This window comes from Endozoicomonas sp., assembly GCF_051008435.1.
Lineage (GTDB): Bacteria > Pseudomonadota > Gammaproteobacteria > Pseudomonadales > Endozoicomonadaceae > Endozoicomonas_A.
The window spans coordinates 1-15777 of record NZ_JBPCXO010000524.1 but is presented as its reverse complement, the minus strand read 5'-3'; the positions used below and the strand labels follow the sequence as shown (position 1 = coordinate 15777).

Genomic DNA, 15777 nt, shown 5'->3' with positions numbered 1-15777 from the left:
GAAAGAACGGCCCAATTATTCGATGAATTCGATTAAATAGGTCAACTATTCTCACGAATCCATCGAATAATTCGACTCGTTCTACTGAAATTTATGCTCGAAAGCATAAGTCCGACAGGCTCCTAGTGGTGGTGGATGCTTCCGTCCAGTTCAAACAGATTGCCCAGCTGGATGACTCTCTGACCGTGACAGCCCGAATTGAAAGTATGGGCAGAGCCAGAATGGTTTTTCTGCAACAGGTCTGTCGTAAAGATGTTTTATTATGTGAGGGTTGTTTCGTAGTGGCCTGTCTGGACAGTCAAACCCGAAAACCCACAGCGATTACAGAATCCTTACGGAATAAATTAAATCCTGACACCAATTCGTCCTGAGATTGGTGGTATTATCCATAACTATCTATTTATCGTGAAAATATAGGCACTGCTTCGGGTTAAGAGCCAGAATGACTGCCGACACTATTTTTCTCTAACTTGGAGCCTGAGCGAGAATAGCGGTCGAGATTAAAATTCAGTAGAGCGGGGCCATTTTTTCGATGGATTTGTGCGAATAGTTGACCTATTTAAGCCAATTCATCGGGACTGTCTAGAGCGCTCAAGGCTGCGGCTGTTCTTTCTGGATTTTAGGCCGACCTGTCTATTCTCGGTCAGGCTCCTGGTATTCATCGATTTAAAAGCGAGGTTCTCGGTGGCAGAAAGCATGTCCATTTGGTCCCTGGTGGGAAATGCCAGCTGGATCGTATTGCTGGTGCTTACACTGCTGGTGGTGGCATCGGTTGTTTCATGGGTCATGATCGTACAGCGTGGCTTACTGATCCGTTCAGCCCATCAGAACATGCAGGTTTTTGAAGATCGCTTCTGGTCCGGTATGGACCTGACCCAGCTTTATAAAGAGCTGGATAAAGAAGAAGATCTGGGCGGTCTGGAACAGATATTCCGCTCCGGCTTCAGTGAATTCTCTCGGATGCGCTCCCAGGGCACAGAGGATGCTGATGCCGTCATGGAAGCAACTCAAAGAGCCATGAGAGTTGCCATCTCCCGTGAGCAGGAAAAACTGGAAACGCACCTGCCTTTTCTGGCCAGTGTGGGTTCAACCTGCCCCTATGTGGGACTGTTCGGTACCGTTGTCGGCATCATGAATTCTTTTCGTGGACTGGCCAATGTTCAGCAGGCTACGCTGGCTTCAGTAGCTCCCGGTATTGCGGAAGCACTGATGACTACGGCTGTGGGTCTGGTAGCGGCGATTCCCGCAGTAGTGGCCTATAACCGTTACGCTTCAAGAACGGAAGCCCTGCTGGCGAACTACGAAACCTTCGCCGATGAGTTCTCCAGTATTCTTCATCGCAAGGTTCACAGTCGTCACCGCGCAGGTTGAGGGAGCGAGTAAAAATCATGGCTCGATCCAGAACCCGGCGCAAGCCGATGTCAGAAATCAACATGGTGCCGTTTATCGACATCATGATGGTTATGCTGGTGGCCTTTATGGTCAGCGCCCCGATGTTGACGCAAGGGGTGAAGGTTGAATTACCGAAAACAACCAGCAAACCAATGCCACTGCCTGATGATGCCAAGACGCTGATCATTTCTATCCAGTCAGACGGAAAGTACTTTATTGACCTGGGAGGTAATCAGGAAAGTGCCAAGGGAATGGATGATATCAGTGATAAAGTAGGCAAAGTACTGTCCGCCAGTTCTGATACCCAGGTTTTGATCAAAGGGGATCGTACGGTTAATTATGGCTCGGTGGTTGAACTGATGGCCAAACTGCAGGAAGCAGGCGTCAACGATGTTGGATTGATTACAGATCCTGCATCGCTTGATGAAGGGGAAAAACGCTGATGATAGAAGGTGTTTACCCGAAGATTGACCGTCAGGCAGAACAAAACATGACCATGGTAGTGTGGAACGCAGGGCTGTAATGAAGAAGATTCCATTGATCGGTGCTTTTTTCAGTCATAAGCTGTTTCAGGGTTACGGATTTGCAGTGGTTATTTCCATACTCTTGCATATCCTGATACTGGGTCTCTTGTCCTGGAACTGGTCATCTGAAGATGAATTGAGGATCGTGCCGCCAAGAAGTATCAAAGCCAGTGTTGTCGAAGTAACCCAGCCTAAATCCAAACCACCGGCACCGAAACCGGTAGTGGATGCTGCCAAGAGCGTTGAAGACTCCGCTCAGAAAGCCCGTGAGCTGGCTGAGCAGAAACGCAGGCAGGAAGCTCGTCGACAGGCAGAAATTAAAAAGCAGAAAGAACTGGCTCTGAAAAAGGAGCAGGCTGCGAAAGATAAAGCTAAAAAGGAAGAGGCGGCCCGAAAAGAACGTGAACGACGGGAACGTCTGGCTGAAGAGGAAAGGAAAAAGCGACAGCAGGAAGACTTGCTCAGGCAGCTGGAGCAGGAACGAGTGGCTCGCGAACAGGCTCAGGCAGCCGCTGCAGAACAGGCGGAAAAAGACCAGTCAGAAGTTGGATATTATCAGCAGCTGCTTGGTGGCTTGATTGCTCAGAACTGGAACCGGCCACCCAGTGCCCGAAATGGCATGGTGGCTCTTGTTCAGCTGAGTCTGTCTCCTTACGGCGATCTGCTCGAAGTCAGGTTGTTGGAAGGCAGTGGGAATGAAGCTTATGATCGATCTGTCGTACAGGCGATACAGAAAGCAGCGCCCTTTCCAGAATTGAAAAAACTTGAGCGGCGTGTGTTCGATAACAATTTCAAACGCGTTAACTTTAGGTTCAGGCCAGAGGATCTGGTGAGATGAAACAATTAGTGCAATGGTTTTCTATCGGTTTGATGAGCAGATCGAGATCGGGTCAGGCCGTGATGGGTAATTTGTTTCGGAAACGAGGCATTTTTAACACATGGCTGTTGGCTGTCCTGTTAATGTCGATGCAGAATGCTCAGGCTATTCTGACGATCGAAGTGACCCAGGGAAATGATAAGGCTGTCAAGGTGGCGGTGTCTCCTTTCAGTTGGAGTGGCAAGAAAATTCTGCCGGAAGATATGGCCTCTGTCGTAGATAATGATCTTCGTCTGAGTGGTCTGTTTGCACCTCTGCCCAGAAAGGACATGCTAAGCTTCCCTTCCAGTGCCAAAGATGTGGTTTATCGAGACTGGAATATCCTGGGAGCTTCCTATCTGGTCACTGGCCAGGTGAAACAGGAAGGCAGTACCTTTGAAGTGGACTATCAGCTGTTTGATATTGTTCGACAGAAAAGCATTATGAAAGGCAAGGCACGTGGTGTTGAAAGTCAGCTGCGTGGGTTAGCTCATCATATCAGTGACGCTGTTTACGAAAAGATCACAGGCATTCCCGGGGATTTTTCTTCTCGTATCATGTATGTCACGGCCAATCGCAAGAGTGTCGAGCGTACGGACTATCGCCTGAACTACGCCGATGCCGACGGTCAGCGCCAGCGCGAGATACTTCGTTCAAGAGAGCCTATACTGTCTCCCAGCTGGTCACCCGACGGTAGTCGTGTTGCTTATGTTTCTTTTGAGTCCGGGCGTCCTGCCATTTTTGTCCAGGAACTGTCGACCGGCAAACGTCAGAAACTGACTGGTTATAAAGGCTTGAACAGCTCTCCGGTCTTTTCTCCGGATGGCAAACAGGTAGCACTGGTATTGTCCAAGGGAGATAACCCGGACATTTATGTGATGGATTTGGCGACCAGTAAGCTCAGCCAGATTACATCGCACTTTTCCATTGATACCGAACCTGACTGGATGCCAGATGGCAAGAGTCTGATTTTTACTTCTAACCGTGGGGGCAGTGCCCAGATTTATCAGGTGGGTGTGAACAGATTGTCGAACGGTACTGTGGTCGCCGAAGGGAAACCCAAGCGACTGACATTTACAGGTAAGTTCAATGCCCGTGCTAAAGTATTCCCTGATGGTAAATCGCTGGCACTGGTTCATAAAGGTCAGGGAGCTGCCGAATTTAACATCGCAATTCTGGATCTTGATACTGGGAGACTGCGTCTGCTGACGTCAGCCCGGTTGGAAGATTCACCCAGTGTTTCCCCAGGGGGCCGTCGTCTTATATATGCGGTAACGGGAAACAGAAATGGGGAGCTTGGCATTGTCACAGCGGATGGTCGAGTAAAATATCGCCTGCCATCGGCCGAGGGTGATGTCAGAGAGCCGGTGTGGGGACCGTCGTTAGGTACACAACGCTAAAATCGGGCCGGATAAGTTCGCCGGGGAAAAAGGTGAACTTGAGGCTGCAGGCCTAAAGTTTTGAAGAGATGAACACTCTTTCTGGATTTTAGGCCGAAATAGTCACAAGTTCGGCTGACTCCCTTGGTATTCGGGCTAGTCCGGAGTCTGCAGTTCTGATACTGTACTGCATCAATCAAATCATTGATTTTTGACTTACCAACACTGAACGAACGATTGGAGCTTGTCATGCGTTTTGCCAATTTTGTCAAAGCCGCCGCGCTGTCTGCTACTGCACTCTGGCTGGCGGGTTGTGCCTCTACTGGTGGTGAAAGTACATCTAATGTTGATACTGCCCCTGAAACAGTGATAGAAGAAGTAGTTATTGAAACTACGCCTGTCCTGGATCCTGCTGTTCAAGCTGTGATCGACAGCGGTGACGTTCAGGCTTCTCCTGAACAGATCGAACAGATGCTGGAACATAAAACCTTTCACTTCGGCTTTGATAGCTCAAAACTGAAAGAAAGCGATTATAAGGCTCTGGACGTGCAAGCTGCTTACCTGAACTCCCGTGAAGGTCGTGGCAAGAACATCATCATCCAGGGTCATACCGATGAGCGTGGAACTCGCACCTACAACCTGGCCCTGGGCGAGCGTCGTGCTAATTCTGTGAAAAACTACCTGGTAGCCAAGGGTGTTTCTCCAAGCCGTGTTGAAGTGATCAGCTTCGGTTTTGAGAAGCCACTGGACCCGGCTCACAATGCTGAAGCCTGGGCGAAGAATCGCCGTGCTCACATTGTAATCAACTGATACCATTGATTTCATAATGCAGCCATGGCCCGCTCTCTGGCATGAGTGCCAAGGGTGGGCAGCATTTCAGGCTCATGGCTGCCCGACAGGGAATGAGACTGAATGCGTCTGAAACGATCTTTTTGTTCTGCTTTTTATTCGCTACCGGCAATCGCTCTTGCCGGCCTGATGGCTTCTCATGTCCAGGCACAGGTACCTGTGGTGGACTCCCAGCCTTCAGGAAGCAATGACTCTGTTGAGGTCTCGCAGGTTCAGCCTCAGGTTGAATCAGCTACAGTACAGCCCGCAGCAGGAGGCACTGCCCATTTGTTGAACCTGGTGGATGAGCTTCGCCAGGAGATCATGACCCTCAGAGGGCAGGTGGAAGAGCAGTCTTATCAGATCAAACAGTTGCAGCAGGAAAACAGGGATCGATACCTGGATCTTGATCAGCGCATTTCCCGTCTGGGTGAATCTTCCGGTACTGCTCCTGTGGCAGCCGGAAGCTCTAAACGTTCTCCAGTGATATTGCCTGCTATTGGCAGTAAACCATCGGTCAGTCAATCGGATACCCGTGAAGAAGCAGCTTATCAGGCCGCTTTCTCCCTCATCAAGGATAAGCGTTTTGATGACGCGGTTGTCGCCTTGAATCAATTGCTGAAAGATTACCCCAAAGGTCAGTTCTCGGATAATGCCCAATACTGGCTGGGTGAAGTTCAGATGGCTCAAGGTAAGTACAAGGAAGCACAGGGCGACTTTCAGGCTTTGATTGATGCCTATCCGGACAGTCCAAAAGTTCCAGACGCTACTTATAAGCTGGGTCGCATTCTGGATCTGCAGGGCGAAAAAGCCGCTGCCAAGAAACGTCTCGAATCAGTGATAAGTCAATACCCCGGTAGTGCTGCTGCCAGATTGTCTGATACTTATCTTAGGAATATGTCCGGTACCTGAGTGATTTTGCCCATCCTTCCCTCCCGGGTGGGCATTGCTTCTTCTATTGGTTATGCCTGCTGTATTGCCTCCTCTTGAGCACTCCTGACGTTCTTTCTACTGTCGTAACAGCCCTTCCTCAGCCAACGTTTTTAACCCGAAATTGACTTAAGTCGGGTGGACTCCTAGTATTGCCGACCTGAACGTCTGGTGAGAGCTCAATGACTGCTGATACCCTCAGAATTACTGAAATTTTTCACTCCCTGCAGGGGGAGTCCCGAACCTCGGGCCTGCCCACTGTGTTTGTCCGTCTCACGGGCTGCCCTCTGCGTTGCACGTGGTGCGATACGGAGTATTCGTTTCATGGCGGCACCCGCATGTCTCTGGATGAGATTATTGATGTGGTCGAAGGCTATGGCGCAAAATATGTGTGTGTCACAGGCGGGGAGCCCCTTGGTCAGCCAAACTGTCTGCCTCTGCTTGAGCGATTATCAGATAAAGGCTATGAAGTCTCTCTGGAAACCAGTGGTGCTTTGGATGTTTCCCCGGTTGACGAGCGCGTGGTCAAGGTAATGGATCTCAAGCCACCGGCATCCGGCGAAAGTCACAGAAATCTGTACGAAAATATTCAGCATCTTACTGCCAATGATCAGATCAAATTCGTGATTGCCAATCGGGAAGATTATGACTGGTCAGTCAGTAAGATGATGCAGTACAACCTGGCTAACCGGGTATCCGATGTCCTTTTCTCTCCCGTCAATGATCAACTGGGGCCAGACCAGCTGGCTGACTGGATTATTTCCGACAAACTACCCGTCCGATTCCAGGTGCAGTTACACCGTGTGATCTGGGGTGACAAGACAGGGGTTTAAGTACCTCCAGCTTTCCCTGGTGGCAAAAGGGATAGAGGTAAGAAGCCTTGAATCTGAATAAAAGCCGGTTGGAATGCCGGCTTATCCAGATTAAAAGAGTCTCTGTAACCCTGAGAGCCTGACCGAGAATTGATAAGTTGGCCTAAAATCCAGAAAAAGTGGCCTTGTTCTACTGAATTTAATCTCGATCACTATTATCAGTCAGCCTCTTATGTGGTTGCATTTTATTGAAACAGGAACCAAGAGCATGACAAAAAAAGCAGTCATTTTATTATCCGGTGGTCTGGATTCTTCCACAGTGCTGGCTATTGCCAGAGACCAGGGGTATGAGTGCTATACCGTCAGCTTCGATTACGGTCAGCGACACAGGGTGGAATTAGAAGCCTCTGTTCGAGTCTCAAAAGAGTTGGGAGCTAAGGCTCATAAAACCCTGAAGCTGGATTTACGTGACCTTGGCGGGTCTGCTTTGACGGATGACGATATTGATGTCCCTGAGGACCTGGGAGAAGGTATCCCGGTCACCTATGTTCCTGCACGTAATACTGTCTTTCTTTCTCTGGCGCTTGGATGGGCTGAGATACTCGGTGCCAGGGATATCTTCATTGGTGCCAATGACGTGGATTATTCTGGTTATCCGGATTGTCGTCCTGAGTATCTTGAAGCGTTCGAGAAAATGGCTAACCTCGCTACCAAGGCGGGAGTAGAGGGTGATCACTTCCATATCCGTGCTCCACTGTTGGAGTTGACCAAAGCTGAGATCATTAAGGAAGGCAGTCGTCTGGGAGTGGATTACGGAATAACGGTGTCCTGCTATCAGGCAGATGAGCAGGGCCGTGCCTGCGGTGTTTGTGACAGTTGCCGCTACCGCAAAAAAGGATTTGAAGAAGCCGGGGTTTCTGATCCTACTCCTTATTACAAAGAATCCTGAGTGTTAACCATTCGTTGATTCAAGGTTGCTGAAATAAAAAAATGCCGCACTCTCAAAGAGTGAGAGTGCGGCATTTTGAAAGGTTTATTGCATCTTGAACAGCTTCTCAGGCACCTTGAAAAAGATTACGTCTGTACTTCTTGGCTTGGGCGAATTAGCGCCGTTATCACTGACCAGAACCAGCAGCTTGTTCCCGCTATCCCCATCAGGCCCGAGTGTCACCCCTTCAATGTTGATTCTTTTGAAATCCGGAAAGGTTTTTTCGAAATCCTGGGTGCTCAGTAGACGCTTCTTTCTGAGTAACGGCAATGGCGTCACAGTATTCTCTGGCGTTTCATTGTTGCTCTCTTGTGAACCATTGCTACTGTTACCTTGAATGGGTGGCAAAGGATCATTGAGGTCAACCAGGTAGATCTCCGAGAAGGAGTAATTGACGGTTTTTCTATTGGCTTTCTTGACGTAATTTTTTTCAATCACGAGAAACTGATGATCATTGATTGCCTGGGCATCGCTGACGCTTTGTACAATAACATCAGCCAAGGGATCAAAAAGTTCTACAGGAACGGGAGTGGGCTGATAATGGTACTGTACGTCTGGTTTAACGTAGGCAGAAACCAGGTTGGCGGGCTCAGCCATGGAAAAACGCAATACTCGACTGGGTGTGGTGCCTTGCGAATGATCCCAGTTCTTGTCATCTTGCAGGAGGCTCTGTTCAGTAATGGCGATGTAGTCGCTGGTGCCCGGCAGATGAGTGACAGTTTCAAACCCCCGGTTGCGCTTAACCCCTTTCCGATTAGGGTCTTCACTGTGCCAGTTGTATATTTCAGTGTCATAGGCAAAAGGTACCCAATGAGGAACCTTCCAGTCGAAGCGCCAGCCGGAGTTGGAGAATTCGCTGGGGTAGTGATAAGCACCAAGAAGGGAGCCATCTCTGCCCACTTTCAGCAGACTGCTGTGAACATTCCATCCTGGAAAGCGTATCCAGGGGGAAACCCAGTTGAACAGAAAGGTCGCGCTTTGTTCCGAAGCTACCAAAAAGGCATTGTCACCAAGGAAATCAAAGCCTTCGGTATCGATATGACCGTTGGTTGTCCACACAATGGTGTCATTGGGCTGAATGGGGACTTCCTGCACCAGACTGCCTGAGGTCTTCAAAAAAGGATCTTTACTTTTTACCACGCCTTGACGGTTAATCAGGGTTTCTTCCGGGATAAGATAGTAGCGGGACTGCCCGTTTTTACCGTAATAGTTGGGAACGGCTCCAGTATCATCCGAAAGCAGGATGAATTGGTTATGAGCCTTGTCGTAACGGATTGAAGAAATTCCCAGAATAGGTTGATCTTCACTGTAATCCAGCTTTTTACTACCAAGAAACTGTACTCCGCTCTGACCAGCACTGGCAACTTCCAGAGACAGCAAAGCAGTAACAATAAACAGGGAGAGAGGCCTTAGTCCTTTGGGTGACATGAGACTACCTTTCTTATAACAAGATTAGAGTGAATCGCTTAATCCTAGTCGAAATTGAATAAGTTTCAGGAGTTTTGGCTGGTCGTTTCTGAGGATTTTCATAAAACTTATTTATCTTTATGTTTTATGGGGGTTTTTCAAAACTCTGACTCACACCCCCCCCCTGATTTGAGACGCTTTGTCCATCTTCAGTCAGTGGGTAAAGAGGGGTTCTCAAATGTTGGAATGGAAACTGGCTATAGTCAGAGCTGGTTACGCCTTCACCATCTAACAGAAGTTCGTTGCGGGTCAGTGAAGAAAAGCTGCTTCGGTGATGGATGCGGCTTTTCAGTAGCAAGTAACGCTTAAGTTCGGGGTTAATGCCGCAGGCAATAAAAATCCCTTTATCCCAGGGTTCGATATGGTGAGAAGTAACAATGATCTCCAGTTCTCCGCATTCGAAAACTGCAGTAGGTCCCATGTTGATTGTGATGCCGCTGTACATGGGGCCACCTAGCGTCCATCGACCAGTAGTGAGTGCTTTCACTCTTCCGGTCAGTGTTAGAGGTTTCCCTTTCAGGCCTACTAAGGCCATATCGGTTTTACCTCCCAGATCGACAGTGATGATTTGATCAATACCGGCCACCTGCATCAAATGCACAGCGGTCGGGTCACACACTGCCGCCACTGCCACATTTTTTAAGCTGTACTTGATGACCTCGCGAATCACGGTCATGACATCCTGGGTTCCCCCTGAACCGCAATTGTCACAATGATCCAGCAGTAGAGTGGTCTTCTTTAACTCCGCTGCTTTTTTCAGCAGTTTATCTCGAGGGTCAGGCCTGTAAATCATCTGCTCTCTGACTTCCCACGCTGCTGTGACTATTTCATCTCTGAGAATGTTTGCCAGGTCAGGATCATTATTGGTAATGACAATAACCGAGGGACCGGTATCGGGAGTATCTGAAAGAGGGAAGCCTCCAAACAGGCTGATATCGATGACCCCGTCCAGCGATTCTCTTGAGCGGCAGAGTTTCATAAGGCTTTTGAAAGGTTCATCATCCGTGCCCTGTTTCAGGGTATGAGGAAGAATAGGGATTTGTCCCAGGCTCATGACAGGGTTTACTTTACCGGACAGAGTGTTCATTAATATTCTGCCAGCTCGCAGACCGGTCTCCTTCATATCAACATGGGGGTAAGTGTGGTAACCGCAAATAATATTGGCCGCTTCCACCATGTCAGGGCTGACATTGGCATGAAAATCCAGACTCACAGCAATAGGCAGATCCGGGTAAAGCTGACGGATTTCCTTTAGAAAGAACCCCTCGGCATCCAGACTGCTCTGGGTAATCATGGCACCATGAAGATCCAGTAAGCAGAGGTTTACCCCTTTAAGCCGCTCAATGATTTTTTCTTTCAGTTGCCAGAAGGATTCATCATCTACCGGACCTGATGGCATGGCTTCGGCTGCAACCGGAGTTTCCGTTGGAATTCTCAGTTCATCCAGTAACTTCAGATAGCCAGCGGTGGGAGAATTGGTTTCAAAAAGCCGTTCGACAATCTGTTTATCATACAACAGAGTCCACTCTTTAAATCGTTTCAGATCGGTGACCAGTGGCGAAAAAGAGTTGGTTTCATGCTTGAGCATTGCAATCAGTGCACGCATAGATCAGCCATGTGCCAGAGCAACATTTTCGTCAGTGATGATGAAAACAGTTTACTCATAATTGATTTCCCAAAGGGCTGACACAATACATAGACCAGTATCCAAGGAAAAAAAAGCACTGACGCAGTCTTATCAATGGAATGTAAGACAGGTTGCAGAAAAAGCTTGCAAGATTCAGTCGGCTGGGTATTATGACGCCGCGTCGGGTCGTTAGCTCAGTTGGTAGAGCAGTTGGCTTTTAACCAATTGGTCGTAGGTTCGAATCCTACACGACCCACCATTTTCCCCTCCTTCGTTTTCTCTCTTTTTCCTAGCTGCCCGAATCTTTCAATTGTGTTAATATCGGCGCAATTTGCCAAATTATGTCTTTAAGAGACTTTCAGACCGATTTTTATGAGTGTACTTAGTGATAGAGCATTTGTTCAGGAGCACCTGGGTGGCGCATCTGTTCAGGGCCTGGATGAAGCAAAAGAACAAGCACTGAAACAAAAGGTGCGTGAGCTCCTTGAACAGGAAAATGCTGTTCTTGTTGCACATTATTACACGGACCCTGTGGTTCAAGCGTTAGCTGAAGAAACCGGGGGTTATGTAGCCGACTCATTGGAAATGGCACGTTTTGGTCGTGATCATTCTGCCGATACTCTGGTGGTTGCCGGTGTTCGCTTCATGGGTGAAACTTCCAAAATCCTGAGTCCGGAAAAGCGTGTGCTGATGCCGACACTGGAAGCAGAGTGCTCCCTGGATATCGGTTGTCCAGTGGATGAGTTTTCGGCTTTTTGCGATCAGCATCCTGATCGTGAAGTTGTCGTCTATGCCAATACGTCAGCAGCGGTAAAAGCTCGGGCTGACTGGGTGGTGACCTCAAGTTGTGCAATCGACATCGTTGAGCACCTGATGGATCAGGACAAAAAGATTATCTGGGGGCCCGATAAATATCTGGGCAGCTACATCCAGAAAAACACCGGAGCAGACATGTTGCTCTGGGATAGCAGCTGTATTGTTCATGAGGAATTCAAAGCCAAGGGTATTGAAGATCTCAAGCGGGTATACCCTGATGCAGCGGTTCTGGTGCATCCGGAATCACCGGATTCAGTAGTACAGGTGGCGGATGTCGTTGGTTCTACCAGTCAGCTGCTGAAAGCTTCTCAGGAACTGCCTAACTCCACTTTTATTGTGGCGACTGATCGTGGCATTTTCTACAAAATGCAGCAGGCCTCTCCGGATAAATCCTTTGTCGAAGCGCCTACTGCTGGAGAAAGTGCTACCTGTAAGAGTTGTGCACACTGTCCCTGGATGGCGATGAACTCTCTGGAAGCCTTGGTTCAGTGTCTGGAAAAGCCAGGTGCATTGAATGTGGTAGAAGTGGATGATGCTTTGAGAGTGAAATCTCTGATTCCATTGAAGCGTATGTTGGATTTTACCGCATCGCTCTCTGCCTGAGTTTATCAGGGCTGAAGAAAAACCCGGGTGATTTCCCCGGGTTTTTTTATGGGTGCTGAAAGAGAAGTTCTGACTATTTGTCAGAGGCTTTACTTGTTTGTGAGCTGACCGTCTTAATTGTTTTTGTAAACCCTTTCTAATATTACACGGGTGTGTCATTATTTCGGACGATTCCAAGCGTTTGGGTTTGGGATACCCTGATGACAGTATTCTCGGTCAGGCTCCCAGGAGACCGTTGATAGTGAAGCAAGGCATCAACGGTTTCTAAAAGACCCTGCAACATCTGGCTAGAAGTGTTTTAACAGCCATGAGTGACTGAATCATTTTTTCTTCCCTCAGGAATGCAAAAAAGATTCGCGGTAAAAAGAATAATAAAGAGGGTGGAGAAATGACCGTACAAGAGAAGATTGATGTCAGTACTGCCGACATGCAGGCGGTGCTGGATCGTCAGAAAGCGGCTTATCTGGAAGAAGGCGTTGTTACGGCTGAAGTCCGAATTGATCGCCTGAATCGCTTGATTGATCTGGTTCATGACCATAAAGATGAAATGGTTGCTGCGCTAAGCAAGGACTTTGGTCATCGCTCCAGTCATCAAACGTTAATGTCCGACATTTATTCAACACTTGAATCCCTGAAGCATACCCGCAAGTCCCTGAAATCCTGGATGAAGCCTGAGAAAAGAAAGGCACCAGTGCCCATGAACCTGTTTGGTGCCCGAGCTCGTATTGAATACCAGCCAAAGGGGGTAATTGGTATTCTGGGAACCTGGAACTTCCCGATTCATACGGTAATCTCTCCTCTGGCAGGTATTTTTGCTGCAGGTAACAGAGCCCTGATCAAGTATTCGGAAGTCACACCCGAGACTTCCACGCTGCTGCATACCCTGATCAAGAAGTACTACAAGGAAGAAGAGTGTGTTGGCTTCCTGGGAGGGCCTGAAGTCGGGGCGGCTTTATCCGGTCTGCCGCTGGATCATCTGATTTTCACTGGAGCGACTTCTATTGCTCGTCATGTGATGCGTTCCGCCTCTGAGAATCTGACACCGGTTACCCTGGAATTGGGGGGCAAGTCGCCGGTCATTATTTCCCGGGATGCTGATTTAAAAGAAGCGGTTCGTCGTATATTTGCCGGTAAGACCTTGAATGTAGGTCAGGTTTGCCTGTCTCCGGATTATGTTTTTGTGCCGGAAGACCTGCGTGAAGAGTTCCTGAGTCATGCCTCCAGCATTGTGGCGGAAATGTTTCCGACCCTGCTCAATAATCCAGATTACTCATCGGTGATCAACGAGCGTCACTATCAACGTCTGCTGGGTTATATTCAGGATGCCAAAGACAAAGGGGGCGATGTCAGGGAAATTAATCCAGCCAATGAAGATTTCTCAAGCCAGAAGGGGATTCACAAAATCCCATTAACCCTGATTGTTGATCCTGCTACTGATATGAAAGTCAGCCAGGATGAGCTGTTTGGACCACTGCTCAGTGTGAAGAGTTATAAAAAGCTGGATGAGTGCATTGACTATATCAATGCTAACCCCAGACCGCTGGCGCTGTATTACTTCGGTCCGAAAAAGGGAGCCGAAATTCGTAAGGTTCTGGATAATACGACATCCGGTGGTGTCTGCATTAATGATGTACTGGCACATGTCAGCTGTGAAGACTTGCCATTTGGTGGTGTGGGTGACAGTGGTATGGGTAACTACCATGGCCCTGAAGGTTTTAAAACATTCAGTCATGCCCGTTCAGTCTTTACTCAGACCAAGATCAATCTACAGGCTCTGGGCGGTATGTTGCCTCCCTATGGTGAGAAAGCCGATAAGACCCTGAAGGGGATGATTAAAAAGTAAGCCCTTTCTCAAAGTCGGTTACCATGGTGTAACCGGCTAATTTCTCCAAGTCTATCTTGCTTCACAAGCCATTCTTCGGGCGATTTAGTTCAGAGTCTTCAATAATTCACAATAACTGCGTCCTGATTCTCTAGAGTAGGTATAATAGACGAACAAAGAAATGTCCTAACTTACAAGGATTAACGCAGGATGCTGAATAGTATTCGTATCGAGAACCTGACGGCCTTTCAAGACGCGCAACTTCAGCTTTGCCCTGGTATTAATATCATTGTGGGTGAGAATGGTTGTGGTAAATCTCATTTACTTAAAGCTGCTTATGCGAGTCTAGCGACTGGTGTGCTTGATGCTAGGAAAAGCCCTGGAACAGCACCGTCAAAGGGTAAATTACAGAGTGCATACGGAGAAAAGCTGGTTAATGTGTTTAGGCCTGAGAAATTGGGCGGCATAGTTAGTAACAAGAGTATTCAATCATGCACTATGAGTTTTGAATGCACGAATAGCCAACATTCGGTCAGTTTTGAATTTTCGGCAAGAGCGGAAACCGAAGTTAAGATCAATCAGTTACCGAAACGCTGGAATTCAGAAAAGGTTGTTTTTTTTCCAGCCAGGGAGTTGATGACCTCTTATGCCTGGTTACCAAATACTTATAAGAACCACTATCTGGAAATTGATGAAGCTTATGTTGATACCTGTGACCTTTTAGGTGCGTTACCTGTAAAAGGTTCGCGCGAGGTAGAGGCAAAAGCTTTGCTAAAGCCCCTTGAGGATGCTATGGGGGGTACACTGGTTTTGGATAAGAACGGACGGTTTTATCTGCAAACAGGGTTGGGGCGGAAAATTGAAATATCCTTGTTGGCTGAAGGCCTACGAAAGCTAGCCATGATAGCCCGCCTGATAGCGAATGGTACATTACTGAGTAGTGGTTTATTGTTTTGGGATGAGCCGGAAGCCAATCTTAATCCAAAACTCATCAAGCTGCTTGCTAAGTCGATTCTTGATTTGAGCATGAATGGTGTTCAGGTCGTTTGTGCTACACACTCTCTATTCTTGTTGAGGGAAATTGAGCTAATGGCTTCCAAGCCGGTATATCATAATTTGCCTCAACGTTATTTCGCCCTGAAGCCCGGTGGGGATTCTAGAGTTTCTGTTGAGCAGGGGGGGGCAGTCGATGACCTAGAAACACTGGTTTTGTTGGATGAAGAGTTAGCTCAATCAGACCGGTATATGGAAGCGGAGTAAGAAGGCATGGTGGTATTTTGTGAAGGAAGACTAAAGTTTTCTTTTCCGGGGCCTTCGCAATCGGGCATCAGTATGGGAGCGGCGCAGTATGATAAGTGGTCATTCTATCGTAATCAATTTACCAATATGTTTGGGCAATCTAAGGCGGTAGACTTTCTCTATGTCGAGAGGGAACAAACTTGGTTGATAGAAGTTAAAGATTATCGGTTGAGCGTAAAACCCCGTACTTTGAGTGCGGGAATGTAAGCTCGTCGGCGATAGCCGGCTAATGCGGTGTTCTCTGCTGCTGAACGTACTGTTTGATGACTTCTATAGGAGCGCCACCGCAGCTTGCAGCAAAATAACTATGGACTCCATAGTGCCGAACGGTAATACCGGTTTGCCACTTCAGGGTGATGCAGTTTCAGCTTTCTGCTGGATACACCTTTCAAGCTATTGACCAGTTTTGACAGGGCTATCTTTGGTGGGTAATT

Annotated in this window: 14 protein-coding genes, 1 tRNA gene and 1 pseudogene; 13 read left to right on the top strand and 3 right to left on the bottom strand. The window is 48.0% G+C overall.

The features are described 5' to 3' along the window. Nucleotides 1–26: 26 nt before the first annotated feature. The 9 genes from ACR2PX_RS26460 (at nucleotide 27) to queC (ending at nucleotide 7670) form a co-directional block, all read left to right on the top strand. The gene (locus ACR2PX_RS26460) at nucleotides 27–371 is read left to right on the top strand and encodes an acyl-CoA thioesterase (RefSeq protein ID WP_434002356.1); all 345 of its coding nucleotides are present in this window, start codon (nucleotides 27–29) and stop codon (nucleotides 369–371) included. A 325-nt stretch (nucleotides 372–696) separates the two neighbouring features. Continuing rightward, nucleotides 697–1371, top strand: coding sequence for a protein TolQ (gene tolQ / locus ACR2PX_RS26455; protein WP_434002355.1), 675 nt, complete (start codon nucleotides 697–699; stop codon nucleotides 1369–1371). Nucleotides 1372–1388: 17 nt separating this feature from the next. Continuing rightward, nucleotides 1389–1835 (top strand): protein TolR, encoded by a 447-nt coding sequence (gene tolR / locus ACR2PX_RS26450; protein WP_434002354.1) that lies wholly within the window; start codon nucleotides 1389–1391, stop codon nucleotides 1833–1835. Nucleotides 1836–1914: 79 nt separating this feature from the next. Beyond that, nucleotides 1915–2754, top strand: a complete 840-nt coding sequence (locus ACR2PX_RS26445; protein ID WP_434002353.1) for a TonB family protein — start codon at nucleotides 1915–1917, stop codon at nucleotides 2752–2754. Continuing rightward, entirely contained in the window at nucleotides 2751–4172 is a 1422-nt protein-coding gene (gene tolB, locus ACR2PX_RS26440; protein ID WP_434002352.1) for a Tol-Pal system beta propeller repeat protein TolB, read from the top strand. The genes ACR2PX_RS26445 and tolB overlap by 4 nt, the downstream gene beginning before the upstream one ends. Before the next feature lie 228 nt (nucleotides 4173–4400). Beyond that, on the top strand, nucleotides 4401–4961 hold the full coding sequence (locus ACR2PX_RS26435; protein ID WP_434002351.1) for an OmpA family protein: 561 nt from the start codon (nucleotides 4401–4403) through the stop codon (nucleotides 4959–4961). Between the two features lie 102 nt (nucleotides 4962–5063). Next, the gene (gene ybgF, locus ACR2PX_RS26430) at nucleotides 5064–5891 is read left to right on the top strand and encodes a tol-pal system protein YbgF (protein ID WP_434002350.1); all 828 of its coding nucleotides are present in this window, start codon (nucleotides 5064–5066) and stop codon (nucleotides 5889–5891) included. Nucleotides 5892–6091: 200 nt separating this feature from the next. Then, a complete protein-coding gene (gene queE, locus ACR2PX_RS26425; RefSeq protein WP_434002349.1) occupies nucleotides 6092–6742 on the top strand; it encodes a 7-carboxy-7-deazaguanine synthase QueE in 651 nt (216 codons plus the stop codon). Between the two features lie 247 nt (nucleotides 6743–6989). Continuing rightward, nucleotides 6990–7670 carry a 7-cyano-7-deazaguanine synthase QueC gene (gene queC / locus ACR2PX_RS26420; protein WP_434002348.1) on the top strand — a complete coding sequence of 227 codons (681 nt, stop codon included), beginning with the start codon at nucleotides 6990–6992 and terminating at the stop codon, nucleotides 7668–7670. A gap of 84 nt (nucleotides 7671–7754) precedes the next feature. Here the strand turns inward: queC and ACR2PX_RS26415 are convergent, their stop codons facing one another. Both ACR2PX_RS26415 and ACR2PX_RS26410 read right to left on the bottom strand, forming a co-directional pair. After that, nucleotides 7755–9137 (bottom strand): esterase-like activity of phytase family protein, encoded by a 1383-nt coding sequence (locus tag ACR2PX_RS26415; protein ID WP_434002347.1) that lies wholly within the window; start codon nucleotides 9135–9137, stop codon nucleotides 7755–7757. Nucleotides 9138–9261: 124 nt separating this feature from the next. Next, nucleotides 9262–10782 carry a M81 family metallopeptidase gene (locus ACR2PX_RS26410; RefSeq protein ID WP_434002346.1) on the bottom strand — a complete coding sequence of 507 codons (1521 nt, stop codon included), beginning with the start codon at nucleotides 10780–10782 and terminating at the stop codon, nucleotides 9262–9264. A 204-nt stretch (nucleotides 10783–10986) separates the two neighbouring features. Here ACR2PX_RS26410 and ACR2PX_RS26405 point away from each other — a divergent pair. The 4 genes from ACR2PX_RS26405 to ACR2PX_RS26390 all read left to right on the top strand — a co-directional run bounded on the left by ACR2PX_RS26405 (nucleotide 10987) and on the right by ACR2PX_RS26390 (nucleotide 15304). Beyond that, a tRNA-Lys gene (locus ACR2PX_RS26405) sits at nucleotides 10987–11062 on the top strand. 113 nt (nucleotides 11063–11175) lie between these two features. Further along, nucleotides 11176–12222: a quinolinate synthase NadA gene (gene nadA, locus ACR2PX_RS26400; RefSeq protein WP_434002345.1), complete on the top strand. Its 1047-nt coding sequence runs from the start codon at nucleotides 11176–11178 to the stop codon at nucleotides 12220–12222. A 388-nt stretch (nucleotides 12223–12610) separates the two neighbouring features. After that, nucleotides 12611–14065 carry a coniferyl aldehyde dehydrogenase gene (locus ACR2PX_RS26395; RefSeq protein ID WP_434002344.1) on the top strand — a complete coding sequence of 485 codons (1455 nt, stop codon included), beginning with the start codon at nucleotides 12611–12613 and terminating at the stop codon, nucleotides 14063–14065. A 189-nt stretch (nucleotides 14066–14254) separates the two neighbouring features. Then, nucleotides 14255–15304 carry an AAA family ATPase gene (locus ACR2PX_RS26390; protein WP_434002343.1) on the top strand — a complete coding sequence of 350 codons (1050 nt, stop codon included), beginning with the start codon at nucleotides 14255–14257 and terminating at the stop codon, nucleotides 15302–15304. Nucleotides 15305–15569: 265 nt separating this feature from the next. Here the strand turns inward: ACR2PX_RS26390 and tnpA are convergent. Then, nucleotides 15570–15777, bottom strand: a pseudogene (gene tnpA, locus ACR2PX_RS26385) (IS200/IS605 family transposase); the annotation flags it as partial.